General features: G+C 46.1%; 24 protein-coding genes. 21 read left to right on the top strand and 3 right to left on the bottom strand.

Annotated elements, in window-relative coordinates; all coding sequences use genetic code 11:
• Positions 1-112: 112 nt before the first annotated feature.
• Together QOS03_RS05255 and QOS03_RS05250 are read left to right on the top strand one after the other, a co-directional pair.
• Complete coding sequence (locus tag QOS03_RS05255) at positions 113-1,903, top strand: DUF2207 domain-containing protein (protein ID WP_283575597.1); 1,791 nt, start codon at positions 113-115, stop codon at positions 1,901-1,903.
• 152 nt (positions 1,904-2,055) lie between these two features.
• Positions 2,056-3,054, top strand: a complete 999-nt coding sequence (locus QOS03_RS05250; RefSeq protein WP_283575596.1) for an amidohydrolase family protein — start codon at positions 2,056-2,058, stop codon at positions 3,052-3,054.
• 78 nt (positions 3,055-3,132) lie between these two features.
• On the opposite strand, the gene QOS03_RS05245 is transcribed toward QOS03_RS05250, so the two are convergent.
• Entirely contained in the window at positions 3,133-4,077 is a 945-nt protein-coding gene (locus tag QOS03_RS05245) for a phosphoglycerate dehydrogenase (RefSeq protein ID WP_283575595.1), read from the bottom strand.
• Between the two features lie 371 nt (positions 4,078-4,448).
• Positions 4,449-4,790, bottom strand: a complete 342-nt coding sequence (locus QOS03_RS05240; protein ID WP_283575594.1) for a hypothetical protein — start codon at positions 4,788-4,790, stop codon at positions 4,449-4,451.
• 281 nt (positions 4,791-5,071) lie between these two features.
• Here QOS03_RS05240 and QOS03_RS05235 point away from each other — a divergent pair, with 281 nt between their 5' ends.
• From QOS03_RS05235 to QOS03_RS05220, 4 genes are all read left to right on the top strand, one after another.
• On the top strand, positions 5,072-5,881 hold the full coding sequence (locus QOS03_RS05235; RefSeq protein WP_283575593.1) for a restriction endonuclease: 810 nt from the start codon (positions 5,072-5,074) through the stop codon (positions 5,879-5,881).
• A gap of 179 nt (positions 5,882-6,060) precedes the next feature.
• Entirely contained in the window at positions 6,061-8,025 is a 1,965-nt protein-coding gene (locus tag QOS03_RS05230) for a hypothetical protein (protein ID WP_283575592.1), read from the top strand.
• Positions 8,009-8,872: a hypothetical protein gene (locus tag QOS03_RS05225; RefSeq protein WP_283575591.1), complete on the top strand. Its 864-nt coding sequence runs from the start codon at positions 8,009-8,011 to the stop codon at positions 8,870-8,872. The genes QOS03_RS05230 and QOS03_RS05225 overlap by 17 nt, the downstream gene beginning before the upstream one ends.
• Complete coding sequence (locus QOS03_RS05220) at positions 8,862-9,638, top strand: DUF6339 family protein (RefSeq protein ID WP_283575590.1); 777 nt, start codon at positions 8,862-8,864, stop codon at positions 9,636-9,638. Before QOS03_RS05225 ends, QOS03_RS05220 begins: the two co-directional genes overlap by 11 nt.
• A 119-nt stretch (positions 9,639-9,757) precedes the next feature.
• Here the strand turns inward: QOS03_RS05220 and QOS03_RS05215 are convergent, their stop codons facing one another.
• Positions 9,758-10,021: a hypothetical protein gene (locus QOS03_RS05215; RefSeq protein ID WP_169461708.1), complete on the bottom strand. Its 264-nt coding sequence runs from the start codon at positions 10,019-10,021 to the stop codon at positions 9,758-9,760.
• Between the two features lie 284 nt (positions 10,022-10,305).
• On the opposite strand from QOS03_RS05215, the gene rihA reads away from it, so the two are divergent.
• The 15 genes from rihA (at position 10,306) to QOS03_RS05145 (ending at position 25,355) form a co-directional block, all read left to right on the top strand.
• Positions 10,306-11,271, top strand: a complete 966-nt coding sequence (gene rihA, locus QOS03_RS05210; RefSeq protein ID WP_283575589.1) for a pyrimidine-specific ribonucleoside hydrolase RihA — start codon at positions 10,306-10,308, stop codon at positions 11,269-11,271.
• Positions 11,272-11,512: 241 nt separating this feature from the next.
• Complete coding sequence (locus tag QOS03_RS05205; RefSeq protein WP_283575588.1) at positions 11,513-12,208, top strand: amino acid ABC transporter permease; 696 nt, start codon at positions 11,513-11,515, stop codon at positions 12,206-12,208.
• Between the two features lie 9 nt (positions 12,209-12,217).
• Entirely contained in the window at positions 12,218-12,970 is a 753-nt protein-coding gene (locus tag QOS03_RS05200) for an amino acid ABC transporter ATP-binding protein (RefSeq protein WP_283575587.1), read from the top strand.
• 25 nt (positions 12,971-12,995) lie between these two features.
• Positions 12,996-13,781 (top strand): transporter substrate-binding domain-containing protein, encoded by a 786-nt coding sequence (locus QOS03_RS05195; RefSeq protein WP_283575586.1) that lies wholly within the window; start codon positions 12,996-12,998, stop codon positions 13,779-13,781.
• Positions 13,782-14,010: 229 nt separating this feature from the next.
• The gene (locus tag QOS03_RS09660; protein WP_326520887.1) at positions 14,011-14,730 is read left to right on the top strand and encodes a LytS/YhcK type 5TM receptor domain-containing protein; all 720 of its coding nucleotides are present in this window, start codon (positions 14,011-14,013) and stop codon (positions 14,728-14,730) included.
• A gap of 120 nt (positions 14,731-14,850) precedes the next feature.
• Complete coding sequence (locus QOS03_RS09655) at positions 14,851-15,804, top strand: sensor histidine kinase (RefSeq protein ID WP_326520886.1); 954 nt, start codon at positions 14,851-14,853, stop codon at positions 15,802-15,804.
• Entirely contained in the window at positions 15,785-16,522 is a 738-nt protein-coding gene (locus tag QOS03_RS05185; RefSeq protein ID WP_283575585.1) for a LytR/AlgR family response regulator transcription factor, read from the top strand. The genes QOS03_RS09655 and QOS03_RS05185 overlap by 20 nt, the downstream gene beginning before the upstream one ends.
• A gap of 262 nt (positions 16,523-16,784) precedes the next feature.
• Positions 16,785-17,246: a CidA/LrgA family protein gene (locus QOS03_RS05180; RefSeq protein WP_283575584.1), complete on the top strand. Its 462-nt coding sequence runs from the start codon at positions 16,785-16,787 to the stop codon at positions 17,244-17,246.
• A gap of 51 nt (positions 17,247-17,297) precedes the next feature.
• Positions 17,298-18,014: an LrgB family protein gene (locus QOS03_RS05175; RefSeq protein WP_283575583.1), complete on the top strand. Its 717-nt coding sequence runs from the start codon at positions 17,298-17,300 to the stop codon at positions 18,012-18,014.
• Between the two features lie 21 nt (positions 18,015-18,035).
• Positions 18,036-19,022 (top strand): L-lactate dehydrogenase, encoded by a 987-nt coding sequence (locus QOS03_RS05170; RefSeq protein ID WP_283575582.1) that lies wholly within the window; start codon positions 18,036-18,038, stop codon positions 19,020-19,022.
• 178 nt (positions 19,023-19,200) lie between these two features.
• Positions 19,201-20,292, top strand: coding sequence for a pyruvate dehydrogenase (acetyl-transferring) E1 component subunit alpha (gene pdhA / locus QOS03_RS05165; RefSeq protein ID WP_283575581.1), 1,092 nt, complete (start codon positions 19,201-19,203; stop codon positions 20,290-20,292).
• 2 nt (positions 20,293-20,294) lie between these two features.
• A complete protein-coding gene (locus tag QOS03_RS05160; protein WP_283575580.1) occupies positions 20,295-21,272 on the top strand; it encodes an alpha-ketoacid dehydrogenase subunit beta in 978 nt (325 codons plus the stop codon).
• An 18-nt stretch (positions 21,273-21,290) separates the two neighbouring features.
• Complete coding sequence (locus QOS03_RS05155; RefSeq protein ID WP_283575579.1) at positions 21,291-22,901, top strand: 2-oxo acid dehydrogenase subunit E2; 1,611 nt, start codon at positions 21,291-21,293, stop codon at positions 22,899-22,901.
• A 6-nt stretch (positions 22,902-22,907) separates the two neighbouring features.
• Positions 22,908-24,308, top strand: coding sequence for a dihydrolipoyl dehydrogenase (gene lpdA / locus QOS03_RS05150; RefSeq protein ID WP_283575578.1), 1,401 nt, complete (start codon positions 22,908-22,910; stop codon positions 24,306-24,308).
• 27 nt (positions 24,309-24,335) lie between these two features.
• A complete protein-coding gene (locus QOS03_RS05145; protein WP_283575577.1) occupies positions 24,336-25,355 on the top strand; it encodes a lipoate--protein ligase in 1,020 nt (339 codons plus the stop codon).
• Positions 25,356-25,420: the final 65 nt, after the last annotated feature.

The following is a 25,420-nucleotide window of genomic DNA, read 5'->3' as shown; positions in this document are numbered from 1 at the left end:
GATTTTGTCAATCATGATCAAAAAGGCACAGCTGATGAATTTATGACCATGCTATATTTGACATTATGGGTCTGGTAAAATTAAAGAAAACCTTAAGAAAGAAGGGGAGTCAATGAAAAAGCAGACAGCGTGGCTGATGGGAATCATTGCCTTGATGGTCATAATTCTGATACCGATCCAGGGGCTTGCGGATGGTGATTTTGACATTAAGCAGTATCAGGTCAACGTCGATGTGCTAAAAAATGGGGATGCGGATCTGACGCAAAAGATCACCTATGAGTTTAATGGCGACTTTCATGGTGTATATTACAACCAGGATCTAAAAGGGATCGGCAAGGCTGATCGGATTGCGGCTGCCGTTGAGCAAAACGGCCATTTAACCAAGCTGCCAATCAGTCAATCGGGGCAAAATGATACTGTAAAAACCACCCAAACCAATGATTGGCTAAAGCTAAAGGTTTATCACCAAGTCAGTGATGAGAATGCTACTTTTATATACCATTATCGACTGCATAACGTGATTACCAGCTATCAAGATACGGCCGAATTAAATTGGAAAATTATTGGCACCGGCTGGGATGAGCCACTGCTCAACGTTTCAATTGTGATCCAGCTGCCCTGCAAAAACATTGACTCGCTCAAGGCCTTTACGCATGGTCCGCTGAATGGCAAGACGGTAGTTTTAAAAAAGCAGGGTCGCGTCAGGATGACAGTTGACCGCGTTTCTGCGCATCAGTTTGTCGAAAGTCATCTATTGTTTGACAATGCTATCGTTCCAGATAGTACTAAACACGTTGATAAAAAAGTACTGGCTGCTAAGCTTAAAGAGGAACAAGAACTGGCGAAAAAAGCCAATGTCAAACGGGCGCAACAACGGCATCGCTTGCAAATCATCAAACTTGGCTACAGTGCCGTAAGTATTTTGGGGATCTTGGCATATGGCTGGTGGTTTATCAAAAAGCAGCCAACAATGTCTAAACAGCGCCCCTTGGTTCATTCATTTGAGATTCCGCCTTATCCCGTCGAGCAGGCCTTTGCAATCGATAAAAATCAGCAGCCCAATACCCGCGTACTCAGCGGTTATTTGATGCAGCTGGCGGGTGAGTACAAGATCGAGATTCAAAAAACAACAGCTGATGATTATCGTTTTACCGTTAAAAAACCAGCCGTCTTATCAGAAAATCAACTGCTGCCACTGATGTTTGAACAGTGTGGCGATGGTCAAAGCTTTACGCTCAGTCAGCTTAAAAAATGGAGCAAAAAGCGCCAGTATGCCAAAAAACTTGCTCAAGCCTTTGATCAATGGGCTCAGGACAGTCTTAAACAAGCTCGCCAGACCGGTTATTACGATGAAAATGCAGATCGCTTTAAGCAGCTCAATGTTTTCTTGCTGATTATGGTGGCATTGCTGATTTTTGGGATGATCTTTGTTGTCGATGGTTTGATATTAAAGATCGTAATCGGCGTGCTGTTTGTACTGACACTGGGATGGGGCGCATGGTACAGCAATCGTCTTTTGCCGTACACACCTAAAGGACAGCAGATGAAATACGATCTAGACTGTTTTATTTTGATGCTCAAAGACATTGGCGACTTCAAGCTTAAAGAAGTCGGCGACATTATCTTATGGGAGCAGATTTTGCCTTATGCAACGGCATTTGGACTGGCCAAAAAAGTCATCAAGGAACTACGGCTATCGTTTACTGATGCTGAGCTCAATAACAGCATTTTAATCAGCTATCCGTGGATCTTTGCCAGCGATCCTTGGACGGGGACGTTTGAGAGTACTTTTGAAAAAGCTCTTGATCTCGGTAATTCGTCTTCAACGTCTGGCGGCTCAGGTGGCTTTTCAGCCGGCAGTTCAGGTGGTTTTGGCGGTGGCTCGGGTGGTGGCGCCTTTTAAGCGATATACAATTGGATTCATCAAAAAAGATCCGTTTCAAACCTGTGGATTAGATCAAGTAATTAATGATTTGAGCGAGTAAAACAGTCTGATGGTGCTAAAATGTAGCCATTAGAAAATAGATCGGATTGACTTAGAAAGAAGGAATTCTTTTGAAAAAGATCGAAGGACACATCCATTTGATTCGTGCCATGGCCGGTTCAAAGGGGCAGGGACGCATGAGTCCGCTAGGTAACGGCTATGGCATCTGGGATGACGGCGAGATCATTCATTTGTTGCCAAAAGGCTGGGGCGATGATGATTTTTTGGCAGAGAAGTACCTACCGATCATGGATGCTGAAAATATTGAAAAAGCTGTTTTATTGCAGGGAACCCTGAATGGCTATCAAAACTACTATACGTATCAGGTCGTCAAAAAATATCCGGATCGCTTTATCGGTGCCTTTGCCGTTGATCCATACGTTGATCGGGCCATGGCAATCGTCAAGCGTCACGTTGAGCAACTGGGTTTTCGTGCCATTAAGTTTGAAATCAGCCAAGGTGGCGGGCTGCATGGCTTCCATACGCCGTTTCGACTGGATGAGGATGCCAAAGTCAGCCAGATCATGCATTACCTGGCTGATTATCCCGGATTTGTCGTGACGGTAGACTATGGGGATTATACACAGACCAGTTATCAGCCAGAGGCCATCGTAAACTTGGCGCAGCGTTATCCAACAATGGATTTTGTAGTCTGCCATCTATCATTCCCTAATGCTGATCATCCAGCTCGCCTCCAAAACGTGCTGCAGCAGTTTGCGCCGTTTGAAAATATTTATCTGGATATTTCGGCGATCCAGGATATTGATGGAGAAGGGACCCATGATTTTCCATATCCCCGCTGTCAAAAAACGGTCGCGCTGGCCAAGAAGATTGTGGGTGCCCAGCGCTTAATCTGGGGAACCGATTCACCATGGTCAGCGACGTTCAACACTTATCATCAACTGGCAACTTGGCTGGAGCATACCGATTTGTTTACGCCTGATGAACTGGCAGACGTGATGTATAATAATGCCAATCGGGTTTACTTTAAGCCAGCTAACGTTGATGCCGCTAAAGCTGCTGATGATCCAGTCATTGCCCGTTTTAAAGGTGAGCATGATAAAAATTGAGTTGAAAGCGTAAAAAAACACCTGCCAGTAGACCAAGAGCCTACATCAGGTGTTTTTACGTATTGTATTAATGTTTGATTAATCGTTGAATTGAGGCTCATTGACGTTCCACTGCGGCTTTTGTCCATTCAGTACCCGCACGACTTCACTGGCGGCATCCACAGCCATGCGATCCATACATTCCTTAGTATTGCCAGCAAAATGCGGCGTCAATAAGACATTTGGCGTGCTCAGCCAAGGATCGTCTTTAGGTAGGGGTTCATCGTCAAAAACATCCACGGCGGCCGCAGCAATTGAGCCGGTCTTAAGAGCAGTTTGCATGGCTTCTTGATCAACCAGGGCAGCGCGTCCAAAATTAAGCAGGACGGCCGAATTTTTCATCATATCAAATTCACGCTTGCCAACGCTTCTGGTGGTTTCAGGCGTTACCAGCATGTTCAGCGAGATGATATCAGCTTCTTTAAAGACAGTATCGCGATCAACCATCTCGGCATTGCCATCGGAACGATTTGATGGCGTATAGGCAATGATTTTCATATCAAATGCACTGGCCTTTTTGGCAATCATGTGGCCAATGCGTCCATACCCAATAATGCCAAGTGTCTTGCCAGCTAAATCAAAGCCTGGGTGGGCAAACGTCCAGCCCCAGTCACCTTGTCGCATATGCTCAGTAGCCGGTACCAGATTTTTAGAGATTGCCATCATGGCTGCTAGCGTGGTTTCGGCGACCGTTGAGGCATTGGCGTTTTTGGCAATGGTGACCCAGACCCCCTGCTTAGCCCAAAATTCAGTGTCAACGTTGTCATAGCCAACGCCATGGCGAGCGATTACCTTTAGCTTAGGCAGCTGCTTGGCCAGACGGTTGGGAAATGGCTCAGTCATCAAGATGATGCCGTCTGCATCGGCTGCTTCTTTAGCCAAGGCATCGGCACTCTGGCTTTTGGTTTCGATTAATTCAAAGCCGCGGCTGGTTAAATAATCCTTACCAGCTTGCGACATAATGCTTGGTACGGCAACTTTCATAGTTTTTCACTCTTTTCGTAGTTAAAATCAAATCTCAGTGGCCAAATGCAGCCGCTGTTTGCGTAAATATTAAAGAAGATCGCCGTAAAAGTCAATTTGCGATCTACGCTGTCAATGTGGCGGTCAGCTGACACTGATCTGTCTAAAAGCAATCTAAAACTTTACAAAAACAATACCTAAAAAACGAGAGAATCTTTACAAAGCCTAGTTAGACTAATTAATGTTGAGAAAGCTTTTAGCGGTCTCACAATCCATTTCAGGTTCTCTCTAAACTGTAAGTCCCGCATTCGATTGGCGGGGCTTTTTTGTCCAAACAAAAATCGTCGCTGCATTTGGGAAACAACGGCGATTAAGTTGATTGAGACATGAATTTAAAGTACTAGGGGCATGGCACTGTCTAGCGCCATCACCGCATCATAGATGCTATCACGATCGGTCCTGGTATAGGCATGTTTTTTCAATTTTTCATCAACTAATTGACGAAATTCCTTAGCCTGCTCCAAGAATTTGACATATTGTGACGCATTTTCAACCTCACTGGTATGATACATAAATTCATTTATCGTATTGACGTTGCGCTGAAAAGCATCCAGATGAGCCCAGAGCCGTTCCTTAACGCCGGTTGACTTCATGGCATCAACGAACAGCCGTTGCACGTTGACGGCTTCTCGATAGGCCAAGCGCATGTAGTCGCGAATATAGTTTTCAGTCATGATCTGCCTCCGATAGATGATCTTATTTTTTATGATAGCAGTTTTTGGCGAATAATGGTCTAAATCGGATGGGAAAATGATTCTATTAGGTTCAAGATAGTTGCATTGTAAGGTGAGCTTACGTTTAAACGTCAATTTGAATAGATTTTATCGAGATATTTGCCGTCAACTATGTCAAGCCTGGTAGATTTCAGTTAAAATTGGTATATGTATATTTATTTTTAGTAAAAGGTCGGATCAGTTTGATGTATCAGAAAAGATATGTGGATAAAGCAATCTTAATGGCACTGCAAGATCTGGGCGGTTCAGCCAGTCGCGAGATGATTCGCAAAACGATTGCTGAAAATCAGTATGACGGGCTGCGCTATGAGGATGTTTACGCAGGTAAAAAAGATGAGCATCGCCATACACCGTTTATGGAGGATTTTACTGCTGCAATTCAAGACCTGTATGAGTTTGGGTATATTGAGCAGCCCCGAGTCGGTGAAGATATCGTCACAACGGATCTGGGCAGACGTCAAAATCTGGCTGACTATGAAACTAAGCATGATTTGAAACGGCATCCTCATCAGCAGCCGAAACAAATAACGATTACGCGAGCTTCTGAGGCACAGGATCTGCGAAACGCGGATTGGAAAGCGGATCTGCTTAAGTATTTGATGCAATTTAGTCCAGCCAAGTTTGAAAGCTTTTCGCGACTGCTGATTTCTAAGATGGGCGTCAAATTGGATAAAGAGCGCGGCATCAAGCTAACTGGCGATCATGGTATTGATGGATTTGGCTATTTTATGGCGGATGATTTTCGTACCAGCCGTGTCGCTATCCAATGTAAACGCTATGGCAAACAGCCGGTTTCAGAACCAGAAATCGATAAGTTCAAAGGCGTGATGGCAAGTTTTAACGCGGATTACGGCATCTTTATCACGACCAGTCATTTTACCGCTCAGGCCGAGTTCAAAGCTTATCAAGGCAGTAATACGGTTACCTTGATTGATGGACAGCAGCTGGCAGAATTGGTCGAAAAATACCAACTGCATATTAAGCCGGTTAAGACATACGTACTTGACGATTACTATTATCAATTCAAATAAAAAAGGCACCTCATCGCTGAGACGCCTTGAAAAAATGATCCTTGCAGCCGGTTTAAACGCCGCCGTTAAAATCAGTCAACAAGAAAATTGAATAATAAAACTTGCTGACGCCTTGATTATAGCATTGCAAAAACAGTCTGGCTAAATCAGCTGCAATAAAAAGAATCGAGGGAACGAGTATGGGATTGTTTTCTAGTCATAATCAACCAAAAATGAATCCTGATCAATGGTACTTCCCATATGGTCAAGATCTGCAGATGGAATCAGGATCCAATGCGTCTTTGGAAATGTTTCGCGACCAACCATTGGATTCATTGGCTCGCGAGATATGTCAAAACTCGCTTGATGCAGCAGCCGGCCAGGAGCCGGTAAAAGTTGCATTTCAATATTTCGATCTGCCTACTGAACAGCTGCCAAACGTTAAGCAACTACGTGACGATATCCTGCCAGCCGCGCAAAAAGAGTGGACTCAAGAGAAAAAGACGCAACAGATGCTTAAACGGATGGCAGAAACACTGAGTCAGCCAACGATTCCGGTATTAAAAATCAGTGACTACCAAACGACGGGGCTGTTGAATAAAAACTGGCAATCGCTGATTGAACAGGCGGGGTCGTCAATCAAAAAAGACGATTCTTCGGCTGGTTCATTTGGAATCGGGAAGGGAGCACCATTTGCCGTCAGTGATCTGCGAATGGTTGGCTATAACTCATTGGCAGCTGATGGGCATCGTTCAATCTGTGTGATGAAATTCGTTTCCTATAAGCTGCGGGAGGCCAAACAAAATATTACTCAGGGTACGGGTTATTTTGGCGCGTGCGGTAAACAGCCTTTTGATACCGATCTGCCATTTGATCAAAAACACCCTCGTCAAGAAACCGGTACGGATATCTACGTTCTTGGCTTTAACCGCAGTCTGCTGAGTGACTGGCAGACACAGATCAAGCGTTCGATCGTTGACAACTTCTTATTCTCGCTCTATAAGAATCGGCTGGTGGTTGAAGTTGATGGCGAAACGATTGACTATCCGGCTGCTAAGATGATTCTGGATGATCTGCAGCAAGATAAACGACTGGCTAAGAAGTATCGAGATGCCTTCTGTTATTTAAATGTTTTGGAAGATCCCGACCACTGTGAGTTTTCGCTTCAAGGATTGACAGACTACGGGGTACCAGATGGTGATGCGGTGCTGCTGACTTCGAACTGCTCGCAGGCTAACAATCGTCGAGTCTTGATGACGCGTGAAGTTGGGATGAAAATATATGAACAGAATCGAATCAGTTCCACGCTTCAATTTTCAGGTATATTTTGGGCCAATGGCGAAAAAATCAATCAGCTGTTGAAGGAATTGGAAAATCCTAATCACGACAAATGGTCCGAAAAGCGAGCCGCTGATCCAAAGAAAATGGGTGAGTTTTTAAGAAGTATTCGTCGTTTTATCAGTACTACGATTAAAAATCAATATGAGCAAAAGATCGAAGAACAGGTTGATGCGTTTGGTGTCAGCAGCTTTTTGCCGGATGATCTAAATGCTTTTAAAGGTGCCAAGGCGCAGCTGAAACAAAAAGGCAGCAATCGTCCCAAAGTTAAACTAGAAGCCCAGCCACAGACAAGCGATCAAAGTCCAGTGCGGGCCAGCGAGACTAAGTTTAGTGATGATCTGGATGAATTTGGTGTTACTGGCGTTCAGGATGGTGAAACCAGCGGCTCAGGATATGATGGCGGTGAAGGAGGCGGCATTGACGGTTCAAACGATACCGCATTTGGCAATCGGCCCGGCAGTCATGCTCCTGATAAAGGCAATGATCAGTATGCTAAAATCAATGTAAAACGGCAGCTGATCGGCAATGTTACCTATCGCTGCATTGAAGCAGACTATCATCAAGGTCGCTATAATCTGCTGATTAATCCTGGCCAGCCACTTGATCAGGTACGGATTGGGATCAATGTGGTGGGCGATTCGGGCAATAAAGACATTGTACGTGTAAAAGCCGCCACCTTAGCAGATGGCACACCGCTAGGAACCAGCTTTAACAGTGTTTATCTTGATCAGCTGGCAAAAGGGCAGTGGCACCGGATTGAAATGATTTTGAATCGGAATTCGCGCTTGAAACTGGAGGTGGAAGTCTATGCGCATTGTGAATAGCATCTATCCTTACCCAGTCTTGTCAATCAACGATCCAGACTACCAGGCTGATTCAAGCTTTATCGTGCACTACCGTCTTGAGGATGCGACACCTTTTAAAAATGCAGTCTTATATGCGGATTTTGAGCTGCATGATCAGGTGCTGAATGAGCAAATTGAACTGGATAAAGCCGGTTTTTATCTGCATATTGAAAATTCACGTGCGGCTTTTCGGCGGCTGATTCCGGTTGAGCCTGGCAAAACACAGATTGCATTTGAGATTGATCCGCGTTATTTGCGTCAAAAAGTGGAAATTACCGGATTTTTATTGGCTAAGGACACAATCATCGGCTTGCGGAATGCCAGCGTAAATCCTGATTTGTACGGGCCGGGCTATGTTTTTCCGGATTTGGAGCCGGGCGACCCATTGGCGGTATCATTTACGATCAACTTGGACGTATCTGATATTGACAGTTTCCAAAACATCTCTTCAATCATGAAGGTAACCTCGCATAAAGATAAAGAAATGAAAGTCAATAATGACGGGGATGTCGTTTATATCTATCTGCCAGAAAAGATCTACCAACAGTATGTTCGGGATCAGGATCTTCCCAATACCTCGCTGAGTATCGTGATTATGCCGGCATTGCTGCAGCTGCTGAACTTTATGGCCCAGCCGGGAGCTGAGGAATTGTCTGACAAGCGCTGGTATCAGGTGATTGAAAAAAAGATGCAGGCTAATGATTTTGAAGTCGAGGATTTGTACAAAGATCCCAGTCTATCGATAAAAGTTGCGCAGGTGCTACTCGAAATGCCGTTGGATCGTGCGTTTGACGAAATAGAAAGGTTGACGACGGATGAAGACTAAGCTGCGAATGTGTACGAACGAATTTTTAGAAGCATTCAAACGCGATTTTGATGAAAAATACCTAGACCTTTATCGCAATTTGGATCGAGCAGCAATTCAAAAGCTGTTTGAAAATGATGAAGTATACGAGATCAACCATGAATTTGAATACCAGTTGTTAAAGCCAGGCGACGAGGTCCATAATACCATTGCCGTCTATAGTGCGCTGAATTGGCTGACGCCGGTTCAGGCCACCCAGGAAGAAATGTGGTTTACGATGCTTAACACGGTCTACCTTGATTACTTATTGGCCAGTCTTAAGCAGGTGGCCAATCATCAAAATTTTGATCAGCACATCAAAAATTATCTATTCTTTTATGGCAGTACCATTCGGGCGCAGCTTACACAACGACTTTCAAAATACTGGTGGGTAGGCAAGCGACTGTATGATGAGCAGAATGTGGATACTGATCCTTACTGGCTGATTCGTTTCTTTTGCGAGTTGGATATATCAGGCAAGGCAATTAGTTTCTTTGCCAGCAAGTTGACTAACAATCAAGATATCGCGTTGGGAATCGTGGAAGGCATCTATGCCCGACGCGATAGGGTAAAAAACGTTAAGGAGACCTATTCCTGTATCAATAAGCACTTTAACATGATCGGCGGTGTCAAGGTATTGGATATCATGACGCGTGCTCAAGTCAAGCAGGAGACGATGGACTTTATCGATTACTTCACTGCTAACCCTCACACTCTGCCGGCCAAGAATCGCCATATCCTAATTTAAGCTTTTTTGGTCTGTGATAACAGAGAGACATCGATACTGGAACCAGTAAACAGTCCAGTTTATACTGCTGACAAATAAAACCCGTTGCCAAGCATTTTGCTTAGCAACGGGTTTTTTGATTAGCGTGCCTTGGCCAGGCTTTGGCAAACCGTGGTCGTTTCTTTTTCAACCAGCGGCAGAATATCCATGGCCATGCAATCGTCAATATGCAGCTTGACTTGGTAGTCGCGGTCGTTAGGGAAGAAAGCATGATCTTGAACGTAGACGATCGCGCTTTGTACGGAATCCAAATGCCGCCGCTCGATTACTTCCGACAGTTCAACTGCCAGACGTTCGATCATTTTTTGATTATGGTGATATTTGAAAAAGCTGCGCAAAGTCACGTTTCATGCCTCCTAAAATTTATTAAAGCTAAGATGCTTTTTTCGATTACTCACGAGATAGTATTTTAGCTGAATAGATCTAAAAATCAAGCCTTTTAACACGAAAAAATTATTATATTTTGATGGGAAATCGAACTGTTGAAAAGCCTTGTTAAATCAAGGATTCTTTCACTTTCAAAGCAAATTTTAAAAATTAAATTGGGGATTTGAAGTCATTAGGTAAAATGTTATACTAGTTTTATTGATGAAAACGCTTTATTGGATATGGAAAGGCAGGAAAATTTATGACGAAAAAAATCATCCTTGATTGCGATCCTGGTCATGATGATGCTTTGGCAATGATGCTGGCGGTGGCCTCGCCTAAAATTGAGCTGCTGGCCGTTACTACCTCAGCTGGCAATCAAACGCCTGATAAGACACTCAATAACGCCATGCGGATGCTTAAGTTGTTAGGTCGAGAAGACATTCCGATTGCTGGCGGGAATCGGACGCCGTTGGTCAAGCCACTGGAAACTGCCGGTGAGGTGCATGGTGAAAGCGGTCTGGACGGCTATCCGCTGCCTGAGCCGGATTTTCAGCCAGTTGATCTAACTGCAATTGAATTGATTGCCAAAACGCTTAATGAAAGTTCAACGCCGGTGACACTGGTAGTCACTGGGCCAATGACCAACGCGGCGCTTTTTTTGCGAGTTTATCCTGAGTTAGCCAAGGCAAAGATTGATCAAATCGTCTACATGGGTGGGGCCATGGGACTGGGGAACTGGCAGCCCAGCGTAGAATTCAACATTTTTGTTGATCCTGAGGCGGCCAAGATCGTCATGAATTTCGGGATTCCATTGGTGATGGCACCATTAAACGTTACGCACCAGGCACAGATTCTAAAACCAGAAATCGAGGCATTAAAACAGATTCAGAATCCGGTTGGCCAGGCATTTTATGGGCTACTGAGCTTTTTTGAGCGCTATCATGAAAATCCGAAGTGGGGCTTTCAAGGCGCGCCGCTGCATGATCCTTGCACGATTGCCTGGTTGATTGAACCAGAGATGTTCCAAACCGAAAAAATGAACGTTGACGTTGAAACGGCCGGTGAGCTGACGCGCGGCGAAACGGTCTGCGACTACTATCAGCTGACCAGCAAACCGCAAAATACCGAGGTTATGCTGGGCATCAATCGGCAGCGTTTTATTGAAATGATTATGGAAGCATTGCATAGTTTTATTTTTGGTTTTTGGTTGACAACTTATTTTTAGTAAGTTATCATACAATTACTAACTTTTTCAAAGGAGAAATTGGCAATGGCAAACTTTAATTCACTGACCAACCATCTGTGTTGCAGCGGACCGCGCTTAGGCTGTCCGTTTATTGCCGTTGCTCAGCTGGTTGGCTGAAAGACGGTCGAGTCAGCATCAAGCGCAGCCAGGAAAATCCCGACTGCGCTTTTTTATAGACTAGTAGCAACATTTTTAAAATAATGACTCAAGGAGGAATAATATGTGGCATACGATTCAAGGTTCGCTGCCAGAACTATTGGCAGCTGGCTTTAAATATACGATTCCGTTGGCACTGGTGTCGTTTTTCTTTGGCTTGATCATCGCGCTGCTGGTGGCATTGATTCGTCTATCCAGGCAAAAAGGCGCGTTTAAGATTCTCAAAGGGATCGCGGTCTTCTATGTCTGGCTGTTTCGCTCGACGCCTTTATTGGTGCAGTTGTTCATTGTTTTCTTCGGTTTGCCGCACCTGGTCATTCCGGGAGCCTTTCCAGATGGTATCCAGCTCAAGCCATTCACGGCCGGCGTAATTACGTTTTCGCTTAATACTGGTGCCTACGCATCTGAAACGATTCGGGCAGCGATTGCCTCCGTTCCCCAGGGTCAATGGGAGGCAGCGGAATCAATCGGCATGACACGCGTGCAGGTACTGTGGCACATCATCTTGCCACAGGCATTACGGGTTGCCTTACCGCCACTGGCCAACTCGTTTATCAGTCTGGTTAAGGATACGTCGTTGGCTGCTTCAATCACGATTGCCGAAATGTTTTCCGTGGCGCAGCAGATTACGGCCGAAAACTATGAGCCACTTTTGATGTACATCATTGTGGCCCTGATCTATGCACTGTTTACGACCGTACTGTCTCAACTACAGGCCTGGATGGAAAAAACGCTGGCCAAAACGACCCCAGCTCAATAGGAGGCATGTATGAAAATTGAAAAGATCAACAAGTGGTTTGGCGATAAGCATGTTTTAAAAGACATTGATCTGGAATTTCCGGCTGGACAGACAACGGTTTTGGTTGGCCCTTCTGGATCAGGCAAGTCAACGATTCTGCGCTCGCTGAATTTACTAGAGCAGCCTAACAGCGGAACCTATGATTTTGACGAGCTGCATCTTGATTTTGAAAGAAATGTCAGTCGCAAGCAAAAACTGGCGCTGCGGCAAAAAACGGGAATGGTCTTTCAAGACTACAACCTATTTCCGCACTTGACGGTTCTACAAAATATAACGGAAGGTCCTAGACAAGTATTAAAGCTGCCTAAAGAAACAGCTGAGCAGACAGCCATGGAATTATTGGCAAAAGTCGGCCTTAAAGATTTTGCCAATGCCTATCCAGCTCAGCTCTCTGGCGGTCAAGCCCAGCGAGTCGCAATCGCTCGTGCCTTGGCAATGAAGCCGGACTACGTTTTGTTGGATGAGCCAACCTCAGCACTTGATCCGGAACTGGAACTGGAGGTTTTGCGGGTCTTGCTTAAGCTGTCACAAGAGAATCAGTCGCTGATCATCGTAACGCATAATATGGTCTTTGCCAGACGCGTTGCCGATAAGATTGTTTTTGTTGAAGATGGCACGATTAAATACGACGGTGATCCAGCAGGCTTTTTTGCGCCGAATAATCCAGATGAGCGAATCCGCCACTTTATTGCGGCGATGACGATGGAAGAATTGGAAGAATAACAAAAAGAAAGAGTAGGGATCTAATATGAAAATTTTGAAAAAGATTGCCTTAATGGCAGCTACATTGGCATTTGGAACTGCAGTTGGAGCGACGATTGGCCATGCTGATTCAGTAAAATCAGAATTAAAAACGCCTGATACGCTGACGATTGGTCTGGAAGGTACCTATGCGCCGTTTTCATATCGTAAGGACGGCAAGCTGCAAGGGTTTGAAGTAGAGATTGGCAAAGCCGTTGCCAAAGAAATGGGCTTAAAGGCCAAGTTCGTGCCAACCAAGTGGGATTCTTTGATTGCCGGTTTGGGGGCCAAGAAGTTTGACGTTGTAATGAACAACATTGCGCAAACGCCAGAACGTCAAAAGAAGTACCTTTTCTCGGATCCATATATCTCATCGCATTTTGTACTGATTGTTAAAAAAGACAGCTCACTTAAAAATCTCAAGTCAATCAAGGGTCACAAAATGGCTGCCGGGGTCGGTACCAACAATGCTACACTGGTTAAAAAGTTTGGCGGGACTACGGTTGACAGCAGCGACTTTACCAGCAGTCTGGATATGGTTAAACAAGGTCGTGTTGATGGAATGATCAACAGTCGTGAAGCTTGGTACGTCTACGCTAAAAAGCACAGCACCAAGGGATTGAAGATGATTGATGTGTCTGATGAGGCTAAGCCGGTTAAGGTTTCAGCCATGTTCAACAAGAAGTCAACGGCACTGCAGAAGCAATATAACAAGGCCTTAGAAAAGCTACAAAAGGATGGCACGGTCAAGAAGCTTTCGCAAAAGTACTTTGGTGCTGACATTACCAAATAAACAACTCAAAAAGCATGATCTGGAATGTTCCGGGTCATGCTTTTTAGTTGGCAAATACTTTGAATGCCATCATGATTTAGACAGGACCGTTTAAAAATATCAATATTATGCGGATTTGAATTAGTTTAATCAAGCATAGATACATAGTAATAACAAATTCTTGTTAAGTCTATCACTAAGGATGTGGTATATTAAGTTACTGGATGAGCAAGATTTAAGGAGTGAATTTATGGGAGAACTAGCTTTTCTAACGGCTGAGCGTGTGGGACTGATTGTTCTACTGGCCTTCATCCTGGTCAATATACGTCCCTTCCGCAAATTACTGTTAGAATCGACACCCGCCGATCGCTTCAAGCTGACCTTGATCTTTTCGGCGTTTGCAATTATCTCAAACATGCTGGATATCCAAATTGATCCCAATAATCATATTATGCGCGAAACCATTCTCTGGCACGTGATTCCAGGCTACTCAGTGGTCAACGTCCGTATTCTGGTGGTTACAGTCGCCGGTATTGTTGGTGGGCCAAGCGTTGGCGGCATCACGGGTCTGGTTGCGGGTGCGCACCGGACGATGATGGAAGGCTGGGCAAGTGATGCATGGTTTTACATTATCGGCTCGACTCTGATCGGGGTTTTGTCAAGGATGCTTTATCGCAAGAATCGGCGGCATTTTGTCGTGATGCCGCCTTGGCAAGGTTTCTTGATCAGTTTAATGATGGAGTCAATTCAGATGGTGTTTGTTGGTTTGTTTAGTCCAACACACTTGAAGCTGGTTAGTTTTATCGCCTTGCCAATGATCGTGATCAGCTCTGTTGGGACGGTATTTTTCTTGATGATCTTATCGCTTTATTTTCGTCAAGAAGTCGACACGCGGGCTGTTCAGACGCGTTCGGTGATGAAACTGGCCGTTAGAACCTTACCAGCATTTCGTCACGGTTTGCAGCCATAGTCGGCTAAATAAGTGGCTATATTAATTTTGGCATATACTGATTTTGATGCGGTCGGTATCGGCAACGGTTAAAAAACGCTCACCTTTGCAGGAGCCGGCAGCGACCATCATCGCCAAGACATGCCGAAAGATAACGTGCCGAATTTTGTTAAGCGAGCTTTACGAGAAAAACAGACGCAGCTGGTTTATAATGCCGCTCAAATCGGCTGTCAAAATTTGCGTTGCCCATTACAGGCAGGAATGGCGATTCCGATGATGCTTGGTGGTCGGGTCTTAGGTGTTTTGACCTTGTACTTTACGGAAAACTGGAAATTAACGCCGATTGAGATTCAAACTGGCGAGGGCCTGGGTGAAATTTTGGCCACTCAGATCGTTTTGGGCGAAAAAGAGCGCCAAGCCAGTTTGCTTAGGGATGCCGAGCTTAAATCATTACAAGCTCAGATCAGTCCACACTTCTTTTTCAATTCGATCAATACGATTATTGCAATTTCTCGGTTTGATAGTGAAAAGGCGCGCTTTTTGCTGCGTGAGCTGAGTACGTTTTTCCGCTCCAATCTGTTGGGTGCCAATCAGTCCAAGATTCCGCTCAAGCAAGAAGAAGCTCATGTTAAGGCCTATTTAAACCTGGAACAGACGCGCTTTCCCGATAAGTATGACGTGGAATTCTTTAGCAGCGTTGATGATCAGGTATTGGTACCGCCATTTGCAATTCAAGTGCTGGTTGAAAATGCAATTCACCATGCATTCGGCAACCGCAAGACCGGCAACATCATCAATATTTGGATTACCAGGTCAGGCAGATATCTAGAGATTCGGGTGACCGATAATGGTGAGGGTATCGATCCTAACGTGATTGATAAGCTGGGTAAAGAAAAAACCAATTCCAAGCACGGCAGCGGTACGGCCTTGCAAAACCTAAACGCGCGGCTAAAAGGTCTGTATGTCGATAGTGCCAAAGTGCAGATCGTTACCGGAAAAACGGGTACTTCAATCTCGCTTTTGATCCCTTATGCACAAACTGAACAAAAGCCCAATCTGAAAGGAGTGGCGACCGATGAAAGTACTGATTGTTGACGATGAGCAGTTAGCCAGAAATGAACTGCATTATTTATTGAAGGAAAATGTGCTGATCAATGAGATTGACGAGGCCAATGGGGTAATGATGGCAGATCAAAAGGTCAATGCTAATCAGCCTGATCTGGTATTTTTGGATATCAAGCTGGATGACGGCAATCGGATGGCGCTGGCTAGACGTTGGAAAAAGCTGCCGCAACCGCCAGCAATCGTTTTTGCAACCGCCTATGACAATTATGCGGTCGATGCCTTTAATGAGGCTGCCGTTGACTATATTCTCAAGCCGTTTGACCCCGAGTGCATCAACGAGGCCGTTGCCCGGGTTGCCAAGATTCGAGGAACCGCCGACCAAGCAGAAAATGTTGCTGAACAGGCAGCCTGGCAAAATCCAAGACTGTCGATCACGATTGATGACAAAACAATGGTGATCCAAAAACGTGACGTCATGTACATTGAAACCCAGGGAGACTATACGCATCTGCATCTTAGAAACGACAAGCTGTTGATCAGCCGCCAGACCTTGACGAGTATCGCCCAATTGCTGAATCCAAGGCATTTTATGCGGATACACCGGGGATTTATCGTCAATTTGGATGAAATTGATGAGATGCAGCCAAGTTTTAATCACACCTACGAATTAACGTTAAAAGACGGTAGTAAGATTTCGGTCAGCAGGTCATACGTGGCTAAGACCAAGAAGGCAATTGGACTGCAATAAGCCAAATTGTCTAATAATTACATAAGCAATAAATGCCTGAGATAGTGCATTTGTTGCTTTTTATTTTGCCAAAAAATTTCATTCAGGGCATTTCAGCGCCTTCAAAAGGTATCTCAGATCAAAATTTGGTAGCCTAACACAAAATCAAGATTGTTAACTATAATAGCTTGTGTAATCGATATCAAGGATGATCATCTTAAATCGAATTAACTGCAATTATTTTAATGATATTTTGGATTGATTTTGAGGGAAGGAAAAACTTATGGATAAGAAAGCAAAGCAGACTGCGACCAAGCAAGAAGAAAAAAAGGCCGCACCAATTTTGGTTCAAATGGGGATCTTTGGTACCATCCTGTTTGTGTCACAATTCATTTCGGATCTGTTTCCAGCCAGCTTCGTCGTACCAACTACTCTGATTGGGATGATGCTGCTGTACGTTTTGTTGGCAACGCACATTGTTAAATTGGAACAAGTTGAAAAATTTGGTGACTTTATGATCAGCTTGATCGCATTCCTGTTCGTTCCATCTGGCGTTCAGCTGGCCGGTAGTCTGGGTCTAATGAAAAAAGAAGGTCTGCAAGACATCTGCGTGATCATCATCTCAACGATCATTTTGCTGGTCGTAATTGCTTACGTTGGTAACTTCTTCGTTAAGCTGCATGAACGCTTGATTAAGAAATCAGATGCGCCAGTAAAAAACGTCTCACAAAAATTAGCTCATTAAACGCTATAAAATAGTAAAGGAAATGTTTTAAGCATATTCACTCAATCACTAATGCTGCCATATACTGGTATCTTTATTTCGCTTGTTGGCTATCTGCTGGGAATGTGGCTGTTTAAGATCAGTCATGGGTTCTTCTTGTTCACGCCGCTTTTGGTCGGGATGGTCTTTGGAATTGCGGTTTTGGCAATCTGGGTCAAGGGCATTGGCTCTACGACGGCTGCCGTCTACACTAAGTACTACCTGCCAGGCGGAAACATCATCTTCTGGTTTTTAAACCCGGCTACGGTTGCGTTTGCCATTCCGCTGTATCGTCGAAATGATATTTTCAAGAAGTACTGGCTTGATATTGTTTTGACGCTGTTTGTCGGCGGCTTTATCTCCTTGTTTGGGATTCAACTGGTTTCCAAGCTGTTTGGTCTGTCGCGAGTTTCCACGGCTGCCATGCTGCCACAAGCCGCAACGACTGCTGTTGCCATGCCAATTGCCAAGGGGGTTGGCGGTGACCCTGCCGTTACTGCCATGGCATGTATTTTAAACGCCGTCATCATCTACGCCCTGGCCAACTTCTTGATCAAGGTCTTCCGCTTGAAGAAGATTTCCAAGGTTGGTACTGGTCTGGGTCTGGGTTCTGCCGGTCACACGGTTGGTTCTGCCAAGGTGCTGCAATTAGGCTCAATTGAAGGGGCCATGGCTTCGGTTGCCGTAGTTATCGTTTCGTTGGCAATGGACATTCTGGTTCCAATCTACGTCAACCTGTTCATGAAATAATTAACAAAGGGGTATCATAATATGTCTTATCGACAACAAAAGGTCGTGCTGATTGGTGACGGCGCGGTTGGTTCTGCCTATGCATTTGCCATGGTTCAGCAGGGATTGGCTGAAGAATTCGCGATTATCAATTACACTAAGAGCAAAGGCGAAGGCGACACGCTGGACTTGGAGGATGCTATGGCCTTTACCTCGCCTAAAAAAGTTGAGTCTGCTGACTACTCAGTCTGCCGCGATGCTGATCTCGTTGTAATCTGTGCCGGGGCTGCCCAAAAACCTGACGAAACCCGGCTGCAATTGATCAACAAGAACCTCAAGATCATGGCTGATGTTACGCAAAACGTGGTTAAGTCCGGCTTTAACGGCATCTTTTTAGTAGCTGCCAACCCAGTCGACATTCTGACCTATGCCGTCCAAAAGATCTCAGGATTCCCAACCAGTTGGGTTATCAGCTCCGGTACGCTGCTGGACACGGCACGGCTGCGGGTAGTATTGGCTAAGGAATTTAACGTCAGCCCAGCTGATGTATCCGCCAATGTTTTGGGCGAACATGGTGATTCTGAATTTGCGGCCTATTCTTCAGCCTCAATCGGTGGCAAGAATCTGCTTAAGATTGCTGAAGAGCAAAATGTCTCTATTGAGCGGCTATTGGAAATCGAAAATGAAACTCGTCACAAAGCCTACGAAATTATCAATCGCAAAGGTGCAACCTACTATGGCGTTGCCACTGCTTTGATGCGGATTACCAAAGCTATCTTGCGCAATGAAAATGCAGTCTTACCAGTTGGTGCCTATGTCAATGGCGAATATGGCGTCCATGATCTTTACCTGGGTACGCCAGCCGTAATCAACGCGCATGGGGTTGAACAGGTGATTGATGTCCAATTGAATGAACGTGAGCAAAAAGCAATGGCTCATTCTGCTGCAGCCCTGCGTGAAGCTGTCGATCGCGGCATGAACGAAACCGGTCTGAACAAGGAGATCGTCTCGTTGGTAGCTGATGCATAATGTTTCACGAATTAATGAGTATTATTGCATAATATTTCACAAAATCAACTAGGAAAGCGTTTCCGTGAATGGAGAAAGTTTCCCTCGTTTTTTTCGAAAAAAGACTTGATTTTTAAATAAAATGGTTTAAAAATATATTTGTAAGCGTTTCATCGTTTATTAAAGGAGGTTGTTCTAGATGAAAAAGTTGGATTTTGAGGAGTTTAAACATAACCCCGAAATCAAGCCGCTTCAAGTTCTGGACGAAGATGGCAAAGTCGTTAATCCCGATCTGATGCCTGACCTGAGTGATGATGAATTGGTTGAATTGTTTGAGCAAATGGTTTGGTCACGAGTTTTAGGCGACCGGACCATGAAGCTTTGTCGGCAAGGTCGGCTGGGCTTCTTTGCCCCAACTGCCGGTGAGGAAGCCAGTCAAATGGGCTCCAACTTTGCGATGAGCAAGGATGACTTTCTGCTTGGCGGCTACCGTGACGTACCACAGCTGGTAAAGCATGGTCTGCCAATGTGGAAGGGCTTCTTGTGGAGTGTCGGCCACGTCAACGGCAACAAGTATCCTGAAGATCTGCAGGCGGTTCCACCTCAGATCATCATTGGTGCTCAATATGCCCAAACGGCCGGTGTTGCACTGGGCTTGAAGAAGAAGGGCAGCAAGAACGTTGCCTACACCTATACTGGTGATGGTGGTACCTCGCAAGGTGACTTTTACGAAGGTGTCAACTTTGCCAGCGCATTTAAGGCACCGGCACTGTTCGTCGTTCAAAACAACATGTACGCAATCTCGGTTCCAAGAAAGGCACAAACGGCAGCCCCAACCTTGGCACAAAAAGCCGTTGCCAGTGGGATTCCTGGTCTGCAAGTCGATGGGATGGATGCCTTGGCAGTCTACAGTGTTGCCAAGCAGGCACGCGACTGGATCACGGCCGGCAATGGTCCTGTTTTGATCGAAACGCTGTGCTACCGTTACGGACCACACACTACTGCCGGTGACGTACCTCATCGTTACCGTTCCGAAAGTGAAGAAGACGTCTGGCTGAAGAAGGATCCACTGATTCGGATGCGCAAGTTCTTAGAGAGCAAGGGCCTTTGGGATGAAGACAAGGAAAAGGCCTGCGTTGATGCAGCCAACAAAGAAGTCGATGACGCAATGGAAAAGGTTGAGTCCCAACCAGCTCAAACCGTCACCGAACTGATGCAAAACGAATATGTGGTTACGCCACCAGCAATTCAAAAAGAGTTGGATGCTTATCAGGCAAAGGAGGCTAAGTAATCATGGCTAAGATGACAATGATCAAGGCAATTACGGCTGCCATGGATGAAGAGCTTGCTCATGACGACAAGGTAATGATCTTTGGTGAAGACGTTGGTAAAAATGGTGGTGTCTTTCGGGCAACGGATGGCCTGCAAGAAAAATTCGGTGAAGATCGAGTATTTGACACGCCACTGGCTGAATCAGGCATTATCGGCCTGGCCAACGGGATGGCGCTGGAAGGATTCCGTCCGGTACCAGAACTGCAGTTTATGGGCTTTATCTACGAAGCTTTTGATGAACTGGCTGGGCAAATGGCACGTTACCGCTTCCGGATGAGTGGCTCGCGCAAGTTCCCAATTACGGTACGGGCTCCATTTGGTGGTGGGGTTCACACGCCTGAACTGCACTCCGATAGCTTTGAAGGCTTGCTGACTCAGGTTCCCGGCTTGCGCGTGGTTGTGCCAAGCGGTCCATACGATGCCAAGGGGCTTTTGATATCAGCAATTCGTTCCGATGATCCAGTCTTTTTCTGCGAACACATGAAGCTGTACCGTTCCGTTAAAGAAGAAGTGCCTGACGAAGCCTACACCGTTCCATTGGACAAGGCAGCCGTTAAGCGTGAAGGTACGGACGTTTCCATCATCACCTATGGCTACATGGTTCAAGAAAGCCTGGCAGCTGCGGATGAACTGGCTAAAGAAGGCATCAATGTCGAAGTTGTTGATCTGCGGACGCTGGCTCCACTTGACGAAGATACGATTCTGGTATCCGTCAAGAAGACGGGTCGCGTCGTACTGGTTCAAGAAGCTCAAAAGCAGGCCGGTGTTGGCGGTCAGATTGCCTCGCTGATCGGTGAAAAAGGCATTTTGTACCTGGATGCCCCAATTGCTCGGGTAGCTGCTCCGGACACGCCATATCCATTCAGTGATGCCGAAGAAGTATGGCTGCCTAACAAGCAAGACATTGTTGATAAGGTTAAGGAAACCGTCAACTTTTAATCGCGAGGTGGAAGATCAATGAGCAAATACGAATTCAAGATGCCAGAGCTGGGCGAAGGAATGGCAGAAGGCACGATTGGTGAATGGCACGTCAAGGTTGGCGATGACGTTGCCAAGGATGCCGACATGGTTGAGATTGAAAACGACAAGTCAACCTCAGAAATTCCTTCTCCAGTTGATGGCAAGGTAACCAAGATCAATTTTGAAAAAGGTGATGACGTCAAAGTCGGCCAAGTTTTGATTGAATTTGAGGTTGCTGATAGTCAAGGCAACGTTGATGAAAGTGCAGCATCAGACGCCAAATCGGCCCCAGCTGCTCCGGCTGGCGGTGCTGAAATCTATCAGTTCAAGATGCCAGAACTGGGCGAAGGGATGGCAGAAGGTACGATTGGCGAATGGCACGTCAAGGTCGGCGATACGATTGCTAAGGATGCTGACATGGTTGAAATTGAAAACGACAAGTCAACTTCAGAAATTCCTTCTTCAGTTGACGGTACGGTTACTAAGATCAACTTTGAAAAGGGCGATGACGTCAAGGTTGGCCAAGTTCTGGTTGAACTGCAGGTTGCAGCCGGTCAAGGCAACGTTGAAGGCGACGCGGCGCCTGCTCCGGCTCCTGCTAAAGCCGCTCCAGTTGCTACCGCTCCCGCTCCAGCAGCTGCAGACCATTCACTGCCAGTACTGGCAATGCCAGCCGTACGTCGTTATGCTCGTGAAAAGGGTGCTGAATTGACCAAGATTGCTGGTACCGGTCACCATGGCCAGATTCTTAAGGCGGACGTTGATGCCTTCTTGGCTGGTGGTGCCAAAGCTGCTCCAGCTGCCAGTGTTGCACCTGCCGCAGCCGCTGCTTCTGAAACGTCAAAGGCTAAACCAGCCACTGCAGTTTCCGTAGAACAGCCGGCACTGCCTAAGGCTACGCCAGTATGGCCAGAGCATGAAGAAAAGATGACGCCGGTACGTCGCGCTACGGCTAAGGCCATGATTTGCTCTGTACAACAAGCCCCAATGATCACGGTCTTTGAAGACGTTGTAGTTGACAAGCTCTGGGATCACCGCAAGAAGTACAAGGAACTGGCTAAGGACCATGGCGTTCATCTGACGTTCATGGCATACATGACCAAGGCACTGGCGGTTATCTTAAAGGAATTCCCAATCTTTAACTCTATGGTTGACATGGCTGATGAAAAGATCGTCTACCGTGACTACATCAATGTTGGAATTGCTACCGACACTGATCGCGGCCTGTTCGTACCAAACATCAAGCATGCTGATTCCATGAGCCTGTTTGACATTGCCAAGCAGATTTCTGCTAATACGGCAAAGGCCAAGGACGGCAAGCTATCGGGTGACGACATGAGCCATACCAGCATGTCCATTACCAATATCGGCTCAATCGGCGGTGGCTTCTTTACCCCAATTGTTAACTGGCCAGAAGTAGCCATCCTGGGTATGGGCAAGATCGTTCAGGAACCGGTTGTTGAAGATGGCGAAATCAAGGTTGCTCGGGTTCTGAAGCTTTCGTTGACCTGCGACCACCGGGTAATTGATGGTGGGACGGCGCAACGGGCTATGAACCGTCTGCACGAGCTGTTGAGCGACCCAGAACTGCTTTTAATGGAAGGATGATCACGAATGGTTGTTGGAGATTTCCCAATTGATTTGGATACCATTGTCGTTGGTGCGGGCCCTGGCGGCTATGTGGCTGCCGTTCACGCTGCCGAAATGGGACAAAAGGTTGCAGTTGTCGAAAGTACCTATCTTGGCGGCGTCTGCTTAAACGTCGGCTGTATTCCATCAAAGGCTTTGATTCAAGTCGGTCATAACTATCAAACGGCCAAGAACTCAGCTGATCAAGGTATTGAGGTTGCTGATGCCAAACTTGATTTTGAAAAGGTTCAAGCGTTTAAAAACAGTGTCGTTAAGCGAATGACCAATGGGGTTGGCTTCCTGTTTAAGGAGCACAAGATTGACGTGATCTGGGGCTCAGCTTATTTGAAGAACGACCACAGCCTGCGTGTTATCAATGATCAGCATGGTCAGACCTACACGTTCAAGCACTTAATTTTGGCGATGGGCAGTCACCCAATCGAGATTCCAGGCTTTAAGTTTGAGGGCCGCGTATTGGATTCCACGGGCGCTCTGGCCTTAAAGGAAGTACCAAAGGATCTGGTCATCATCGGTGGTGGCTACATCGGCAGTGAGCTGGCCAATGCCTTTGCCAACTTTGGCGCTCACGTAACGATTCTGGAAGGTACCAAGTCGATTCTGGGCAACTATGAGCCTGATCTGGTCAAGGTTGCTTTAAAGGACTTCAAGGCCAAGGGGATTGACGTAATTACCAATGCGATGGCCAAGCAGGCTGAACAAACCGCAGATGGTGTCAAGGTTACCTATGCTGTGGGCGATGAAGAACACACGCTGGATACCGATTATGTAGTTGTTTCGGTTGGTCGGCGTCCCAACACCAAGGAAATGGGACTGGAACAAGCCGGGATCAAGCTTGATCGTGGCTTGATTGAAGTTGATGCCCAGGGTCAGACCAGCGTTAAGAACATTTACGCAATCGGTGATATCGTGGCTGGAGCTGCCTTGGCACATAAAGCCAGCTACGAAGGCAAAGTGGCAGCTGAGGCGATCGCTGGTAAGCCAACAACCGTCGACTACCACGCAATGCCAGCTGTCTGCTACCTGGACAATGAGATTGCTACCACGGGACTGACCGAGGCACAAGCCAAGGAAAAGGGCCTGGACGTCAAAACCGCCAAGTTCCCATTCATGGCTAATGGCCGAGCCGTATCCATGAAGGCAACGGAAGGCTTTGTTCGGCTGGTATTCATGAAGGATACGCATGTCATGGTCGGTGCTCAGATCGTGGGGCCGGATGCTTCTGATCTGATCAGCGAGCTGACCTTGGCAATCGAATCAGGAAATGAGATTGATGACATTGCATTGACGATTCATCCGCACCCAACGCTGTCAGAAACGCTGATGGATGCTGCAGATGTGGGTCTTGGAATGCCAACCAATATTTAAATTGGATGAAGGGAACAGTGGTGTCGAATGCAATATTTAGCAATGCCTAGTGAGGATATCCGTCGCAATCTGGCAACCGAGCAGTATCTGATGAACAGCGACAAGCTGAAGCTGCCGTTCATGCTGTTTTATATCGAAAAGCCTTGCATTATCGTGGGACGCAATCAAAACACGATGGAAGAAATTAATGCCGAGTACTGTCGTGAACATAACATTACGATTACACGGCGTCTGTCGGGTGGCGGCGCGATGTATCAGGATCTGGGCAACATGTGCTTTAGCTTTGTCGTTCCTGCCAATGAGATTCGATTCGGCGACTTTAAGGACCTGGTTAAGCCGATTGTTGATGCACTGCATGACATGGGCGCAACTGGGGCTGAAACTACTGGTCGCAACGATATCGTGATTGATGGCAAGAAGTTCTCCGGCAATGCCATGTATACCCGTAATGGCCGCACCTTCTCGCATGGGACGTTGATGTATGACGTTGATACCAGCGCGGTTGCTTCTGCATTGCACGTCCCAAAAGATAAAATTGAGTCAAAAGGCATTAAATCAGTTCGGGCGCGCGTTACCAACGTTAAGCCATGTTTAAAGCCCGAATTCCAGAATCTGACGACGCAGCAGTTTAGAGATGAATTAATCAAACGTATCTGGCATGTCGATTCGATCGAGGAGGCCAAGCAGTTTGAATATCAGCTGACGCCTGAAGATGAAGCGGCGATTTCTGAATTGGAAAAACGCTATTATGACAATTGGGACTGGGTATATGGCAAGTCACCAAAGTTCTCGGTCAAAAAACGGCAGCATTTCGATGGCGGAACCATTGATGCTCGTTTCCTGGTTGAAGACGGCAAGATTAATGATGTTAAGATCTATGGCGACTTCTTTGGCACTGGTGACGTAAAAGACGTTCAAGATGCCTTAAAGGGTCAGCCATATGATCAGGATACTATGCAGCAGGCATTGGCAAAACTTGATCTGCAACGCTACTTTGTGGGGATTGATCCCAAAGACGTTGTCGATCTGCTGACCAAGCAGCATTAAAATTTCCAGCACCCAAACGACTGCTTCTCAACAGCTTTGAACGATAATTTAGCAGTCCTTGGTCA

It is taken from the genome of Limosilactobacillus pulli (assembly GCF_947381555.1).
In the GTDB taxonomy this organism is placed as follows: Bacteria; Bacillota; Bacilli; order Lactobacillales; family Lactobacillaceae; genus Limosilactobacillus; species Limosilactobacillus pulli.
The sequence above is the reverse complement of the archived record's forward strand: the minus strand, read 5'-3'. Positions and strand labels throughout refer to the sequence as shown.